The organism is Enterobacter sp. P82 (assembly GCF_037053385.1).
Classification (GTDB): domain Bacteria; phylum Pseudomonadota; class Gammaproteobacteria; order Enterobacterales; family Enterobacteriaceae; genus Enterobacter.
Genome location: NZ_JBALHX010000007.1, coordinates 127,376 through 134,464, shown reverse-complemented (window position 1 = coordinate 134,464; position 7,089 = coordinate 127,376). Strand labels below are relative to the sequence as shown.

Here is a 7,089-nt window from a genome sequence, read left to right as displayed (position 1 = left end):
ATTTGCCTGGCGGCTTTAGCGCGGTGGTCCCACCTGACCCCATGCCGAACTCAGAAGTGAAACGCCGTAGCGCCGATGGTAGTGTGGGGTCTCCCCATGTGAGAGTAGGGAACTGCCAGGCATCAATCAAGAAAAACCCCGTACCGGAAGGTGCGGGGTTTTTTGCTTTGGATCTTACACATTCCCTCCTTGAAACTTTCTCACCTTTCACTTGCAGACTCGACATTCAGATCATTTCTGGTTATCGTTAGCTGTCTGGATGTCTAAACGTTTATACGTATGCTGTGAGGATATAAAGTTATGCCGATTCGGGTGCAGGACGAGCTACCAGCCGTCAATTTCTTACGTGAAGAAAATGTCTTTGTCATGACGGCTTCACGCGCTACAGGTCAGGAAATTCGCCCGCTGAAGGTGCTTATTCTCAATCTGATGCCAAAAAAGATCGAAACAGAAAACCAGTTTCTTCGTCTGCTTTCGAACTCCCCGCTGCAGGTTGATATCCAGCTGCTACGTATTGATGCCCGTGAGTCGCGGAATACACCTTCTGAGCATCTGAACAATTTCTACTGTAACTTCGATGACATCCGCGATGAAAACTTCGATGGACTGATTGTAACGGGAGCACCACTGGGCCTGGTTGAATTCAATGATGTTGCCTACTGGCCGCAGATAAAACAGGTGCTGGAGTGGGCAAAAGATCACGTCACCTCCACGCTCTTTGTCTGTTGGGCGGTCCAGGCGGCACTGAATATCCTGTATGGCATTCCAAAGCAAACCCGCACTGAAAAGCTATCTGGCGTATATGAACACCATATTCTGCATCCACACGCATTACTGACGCGCGGATTTGATGACACTTTCCTTGCCCCTCACTCTCGCTATGCCGATTTCCCGGCACAGCTGATCCGCGATTACACCGATCTGGAGATCCTGGCTGAAACGGAAGACGGTGATGCCTACCTGTTTGCCAGCAAAGATAAGCGTATTGCTTTTGTCACCGGGCATCCCGAGTATGACCCAAACACCCTCGCAGCGGAGTTTTTCCGTGACGTCGAAGCGGGTCTGAATCCGGATGTTCCGTACAACTATTTCCCGAAAAACGATCCGCAAAACAAACCGAGAGCAACCTGGCGTAGCCACGGGAATTTGCTGTTTACGAACTGGCTCAACTATTACGTCTACCAAATTACACCATACGATCTGCGTCACATGAATCCGACGCTGGAGTAATCTTCTGCATTCAACGATCCTAAAGCGTTTCAGCTATTCAGATCAGGCACCTTCGGGTGCCTTTTTTATTTCCGAAATATTACTCACCGTGCAATAAAACTTTAATTTCAATTAAATCAATAAATTGCTATCAATATTAAATTAAAATGGAAATTGTTTTTGATTTTGGAAAAAATATAGATAGTCTTAATTCTGCTGAGCGAAAACTACCCAACGATCTTTCGTTCGCACTGGGGATGTGAATTTGGATCTTTGATGAGGAGCAGAGTGATGACTCAACAGGCAACGACGGTCGATGAACTGGCCTTTACCCAGCCGTATGGCGAGCAAGAACAGCAAGTTTTGACGGCGGAAGCGGTAGAATTTCTGACTGAGCTGGTGACGCGCTTTACACCACAGCGTAACAAGCTGCTGGCAGCGCGCATTCATCAGCAGCAGGAAATTGACGATGGCAAGTTGCCTGGTTTTATTTCGGAAACCGCTTCCATTCGCCGTGGTGAGTGGAAAATCCGTGGCATTCCCGAAGATTTACAGGATCGTCGCGTTGAGATCACGGGACCGGTAGAGCGCAAAATGGTGATCAACGCCATGAACGCGAACGTTAAAGTCTTTATGGCTGATTTTGAAGATTCTCTGGCACCGGACTGGCGTAAGGTCATTGAGGGGCAGATCAATCTTCGCGACGCCGTGAACGGCACCATCAGCTACACCAACGAAGCCGGTAAAATTTATCAACTCAAACCAAACCCGGCGGTTCTGATCTGTCGTGTACGCGGGCTTCATCTGCCCGAAAAACATGTTACCTGGCGTGGTGAAGCCATTCCGGGCAGCCTGTTTGATTTTGCCCTCTATTTCTTCCACAACCACAAAAACCTGCTCGCAAAAGGTAGCGGCCCTTACTTCTATCTGCCGAAAACCCAATCCTGGCAGGAAGCGGCATGGTGGAGCGAGGTATTTAGTTATGCAGAAGATCGTTTCAACCTGCCGCGTGGAACCATCAAAGCCACGCTGCTGATTGAAACGCTGCCCGCCGTGTTCCAGATGAATGAAATTCTGCATGCCCTGCGCGATCACATTGTTGGCCTGAACTGCGGGCGCTGGGACTACATTTTCAGCTACATCAAGACCCTGAAGCATTATCCCGATCGCGTACTGCCGGATCGTCAGGTTGTCACCATGGATAAACCGTTCCTGAGCGCTTACTCGCGTCTGCTGATCAAAACCTGCCACAAGCGTGGTGCCTTTGCGATGGGCGGCATGGCAGCGTTTATTCCAAGCAAAGATGCGGAGCGTAATAGCCAGGTACTCAACAAGGTGAAAGCCGATAAAGAGCTTGAAGCACGCAATGGTCATGACGGGACGTGGATTGCACACCCGGGCCTGGCCGATACCGCGATGGAGGTATTCAACCGCGTGCTTGGCGACAATAAAAACCAGCTGTTTGTCACGCGTGAAGACGATGCCCCAACGGCTGAAGAACAGCTGCTGGCACCATGTGCGGGTGAACGCACCGAAGAGGGCATGCGTGCCAATATCCGCGTCGCCGTGCAATACATCGAAGCGTGGATCTCCGGCAACGGCTGTGTACCTATCTACGGCCTGATGGAAGATGCCGCGACGGCGGAGATCTCACGTACCTCCATCTGGCAGTGGATCCACCATCAAAAAACGCTCAGCAACGGCAAGCCGGTGACCAAATCTCTGTTCCGCCAGATGCTGGCCGAAGAGATGCGGGTGATCCAGGACGAGCTGGGCGAACACCGCTTCAGCAGCGGACGTTTTGACGACGCTGCGCGCCTGATGGAGCAAATCACCACATCAGATGACTTAATCGACTTCCTGACCCTGCCGGGCTACCGCTTCCTGGCGTAACTCACCACATAACAATATGGAGCATCTGCACATGAAAACCCGTACCCAACAAATCGAAGAGTTAAAGAAAGAGTGGACACAACCTCGCTGGGAAGGCATCCGCCGTCCGTACAGCGCGGAGGAAGTGGTGAAATTACGCGGCTCGGTCAATCCGGAATGCACGCTGGCGCAAAATGGCGCAGCGAAAATGTGGAAGCTGCTGCACGGTGGTTCCAAAAAAGGTTATATCAACAGCCTTGGCGCGCTGACGGGCGGTCAGGCACTCCAGCAGGCGAAGGCGGGGATTGAAGCCATTTACCTGTCCGGCTGGCAGGTCGCAGCGGACGCGAACCTGGCCTCCAGCATGTACCCGGATCAGTCGCTCTATCCGGCTAACTCGGTGCCGTCGGTCGTGGATCGGATCAACAATACCTTCCGCCGTGCGGATCAGATCCAGTGGGCGGCAGGCATTGAGCCCAACGATCCGCGCTTTATTGATTACTTCCTGCCGATCGTTGCGGATGCGGAAGCGGGCTTCGGTGGCGTGCTGAACGCCTTCGAGCTGATGAAATCGATGATTGAGGCCGGTGCAGCGGCCGTTCACTTCGAAGACCAGCTGGCGTCAGTGAAGAAATGCGGACATATGGGCGGCAAAGTGCTGGTCCCGACCCAGGAGGCGATTCAGAAACTGGTTGCGGCGCGTCTGGCTGCGGACGTGCTTGGTGTGCCGACATTGGTCATTGCCCGTACTGATGCGGATGCAGCTGACCTGATTACCTCAGATTGCGACCCTTACGACAGCGAGTTCATTACCGGCGAACGTACCAGCGAAGGGTTCTATCGTACCCATGCGGGTATTGAGCAGGCGATAAGCCGTGGCCTGGCGTATGCCCCGTATGCGGACCTGGTCTGGTGCGAAACCTCCACGCCGGATCTGGCTCTGGCAAAACGCTTTGCCGATGCCATTCATGCGAAGTACCCGGGCAAACTGCTGGCCTACAACTGCTCGCCGTCCTTCAACTGGCAGAAAAAACTGGACGACAAGACAATCGCCAGCTTCCAGCAGCAGCTGTCCGACATGGGCTACAAATACCAGTTCATTACCCTGGCGGGCATTCACAGCATGTGGTTCAACATGTTCGACCTGGCGCACGCCTATGCGCAGGGTGAGGGCATGAAGCACTACGTTGAGAAGGTGCAGCAGCCGGAATTTGCCGCGGGTAAAGATGGCTATACCTTCGTGTCTCACCAGCAGGAGGTGGGAACTGGCTACTTTGATAATGTGACCACGATTATTCAGGGCGGCACCTCCTCCGTCACCGCCTTAACGGGATCAACCGAAGAAGCACAGTTCTAAACTTTTCCCCCTCTCCCCCCTCGGGGAGAGGGTTGGGGTGAGGGGGATATATGTCGCGTGGTCTGGAATTACTGATTGCCCAAACTATTCTGCAGGGCTTCGATGCCCAGTATGGCCGTTTTCTGGAAGTGACCTCCGGCGCGCAGCAGCGATTCGAACATGCAGACTGGCATGCGGTTCAGCAGGCCATGAAGCAGCGTATCCATCTCTATGACCACCATGTGGGTCTGGTGGTGGAGCAGTTGCGCTGTATCACTGACGGTAAAAGTCCAGACGCGGAATTTTTACTGCGCGTGAAAGAGCACTACACCCGTTTGTTACCCGATTACCCGCGCTTCGAGATTGCGGAGAGCTTCTTTAACTCCGTCTATTGTCGGTTATTTGACCACCGCTCATTATCTCCTGAGCGGTTATTTATTTTCAGCTCCCAGCCCGAGCGGCGCTTTCGTACTATTCCGCGTCCGCTGGCGAAAGATTTCTTTCCCGATCGCGGGTGGGAAAAGCTCCTGCACCGCGTGTTAACGGATTTACCGTTGCGTTTACCCTGGGAGAATAAAACCCGGGATATCGGTTATATTCACGCGCATCTCACTGAAACCTTCGGCGAGGACGTTCTTGGGCACAGCCATTTGCAGGTCGCCAATGAACTGTTCTATCGCAATAAAGCCGCCTGGTTGGTGGGAAAACTGATTACGCCGACAGCCATCGTGCCGTTTCTGTTACCGATCCACCGTACCGACGACGGCGAACTGTTTGTCGATACCTGCCTGACTACCAGCGCCGAGGCCAGCATCGTGTTTGGCTTCGCCCGTTCGTACTTTATGGTCTATGCACCGTTACCTGCCGCGCTCGTGGAATGGTTGCGCGAGATCCTGCCGGGTAAAACCACCGCCGAGCTGTATATGGCGATTGGCTGTCAGAAACATGCCAAAACGGAAAGCTATCGGGAGTATTTGCGCTATGTCACCACGGCGGATGAGCAGTTTATTGAAGCACCGGGCATTCGCGGTATGGTGATGCTGGTATTTACGCTTCCGGGTTTTGACCGTGTCTTTAAGGTGATTAAAGACCGATTCGCACCGCAAAAAGAGATGACGGCTGCACATGTCCGCGCCTGCTACCAACTGGTAAAAGAGCACGATCGCGTTGGACGCATGGCCGATACCCAGGAATTCGAAAACTTTGTGCTGGATAAGCAGCAGATCGATCCGGCGCTAATGGCGCTTTTAATGCAAGAAGCATCCGGTAAAGTCACCGATCTTGGTGATAAAATCGTGATTAGCCATCTCTACATTGAACGCCGTATGGTGCCCCTGAACATCTGGCTGGAGCAGTCCGAAGGTCAGGCGCTTCGCGATGCCATTGAAGAGTATGGCAATGCGATTCGCCAGCTTGCTGCCGCCAATATTTTCCCGGGTGATATGCTGTTTAAGAACTTTGGTGTCACCCGTCACGGACGCGTCGTGTTCTACGATTACGATGAAATTTGTTACATGACCGAGGTGAATTTCCGCGACATCCCGCAGCCCCGCTATCCGGAAGATGAACTCTCCGGTGAGCCGTGGTACAGCGTCTCGCCGGGCGATGTATTTCCGGAGGAGTTCCGTCACTGGCTGTGCGCTGACCCGCGAATTGGACCATTATTCGAAGAGATGCACGACGATCTGTTCCACGCCAGCTACTGGCGTGGATTGCAAACGCGAATTAAGAATGGGCATGTGGAAGATGTGTACGCCTATCGACGTAAGCAACGGTTTTGCGTGCGGTTTAACGAATCCCACCATACGCCAGCGTAACCTCTTTCGCCGCCTTAATCACCAGCGCGCCCAGCTCAGTCACGCGATCATCCGTCATGCGTGAAATTGGCCCGGAGATGGAGATGGCGGCGAACGGCTCGCGGTGTTCGTCAAAGATACAGGCTGCAATGCAACGCAGGCCCAGAGCATGTTCCTCGTCATCAAACGAATAGCCGCGTTTGCGGGTTAGGGCCAGATCCTCTTTAAGATGCACCGGCGAAACCAGTGTCGCGTGGGTGTAGGCGTGCAACCCTTTACGGTGCAATAACCCCGTCACCTGCTCTTCGCTCAGTTGCGACAGAAACGCTTTCCCCGCCCCGGAGGCGTGCATAGGGAGCTTGCCGCCAATGGGGGCCGACATACGCATCAGCTGCGTACACTGTACCTGGTCGATGATGATCGCCTGATGGTCGCTCTGGTCGAGTACCGCCAGGTTTACCGTCTCGCCGGAATCTTCCATCAGCTTGCGCAGGATCGGGTGCACAATCGCCAGCAGGTTGCGGCTTTGCAGGAAGCTGCTGCCGACGATAAACGCATGCGCGCCTACAGCCCAGTGTCCCAGCTCACCGACCTGACGGACAAAGCCCAACTGCTGCATGGTGGTCAGCAGTCGATGCGTTGTGGAGTTCGGCAGGCCAGCCTGCTGGGCCAGCTCCGTCAGGGCCACGCTGTTGTGCGACTCGGCTATCCACTCCAGCAGCTTCAAACCGCGCGTGAGCGATTGAACCTGTCCGCCCTGTTGTGCGGCGGTGGTAGCAGCAGGTTTTCTGCCGCGTTTAGCGGGAACGGTCGCGACCATGACGATCTCCTTTTTCTGTATCGTGGAAATCATTTTCGTTTTATTTGGTGAATTTG

At 53.6% G+C, this 7,089-nt stretch carries 5 protein-coding genes and 1 rRNA gene; 5 read left to right on the top strand and 1 reads right to left on the bottom strand.

Going from position 1 to position 7,089, the window contains the following annotated elements; genetic code table 11:
* The first annotated feature begins 5 nt into the window (after positions 1-5).
* From rrf to aceK, 5 genes are all read left to right on the top strand, one after another.
* A 5S ribosomal RNA gene (gene rrf / locus WB237_RS21345) occupies positions 6-121 on the top strand.
* 179 nt (positions 122-300) lie between these two features.
* Positions 301-1,230 (top strand): homoserine O-acetyltransferase MetA, encoded by a 930-nt coding sequence (gene metA / locus WB237_RS21340; RefSeq protein ID WP_028017990.1) that lies wholly within the window; start codon positions 301-303, stop codon positions 1,228-1,230.
* Positions 1,231-1,500: 270 nt separating this feature from the next.
* Positions 1,501-3,102: a malate synthase A gene (gene aceB / locus WB237_RS21335; protein WP_336216186.1), complete on the top strand. Its 1,602-nt coding sequence runs from the start codon at positions 1,501-1,503 to the stop codon at positions 3,100-3,102.
* Positions 3,103-3,133: 31 nt separating this feature from the next.
* Positions 3,134-4,438, top strand: coding sequence for an isocitrate lyase (aceA, locus tag WB237_RS21330; protein WP_028017988.1), 1,305 nt, complete (start codon positions 3,134-3,136; stop codon positions 4,436-4,438).
* Between the two features lie 50 nt (positions 4,439-4,488).
* Positions 4,489-6,234, top strand: a complete 1,746-nt coding sequence (aceK, locus tag WB237_RS21325; protein ID WP_336216181.1) for a bifunctional isocitrate dehydrogenase kinase/phosphatase — start codon at positions 4,489-4,491, stop codon at positions 6,232-6,234.
* On the opposite strand, the gene iclR is transcribed toward aceK, so the two are convergent.
* Positions 6,206-7,033 carry a glyoxylate bypass operon transcriptional repressor IclR gene (gene iclR / locus WB237_RS21320; RefSeq protein ID WP_075204663.1) on the bottom strand — a complete coding sequence of 276 codons (828 nt, stop codon included), beginning with the start codon at positions 7,031-7,033 and terminating at the stop codon, positions 6,206-6,208. The genes aceK and iclR overlap by 29 nt on opposite strands.
* Positions 7,034-7,089: the final 56 nt, after the last annotated feature.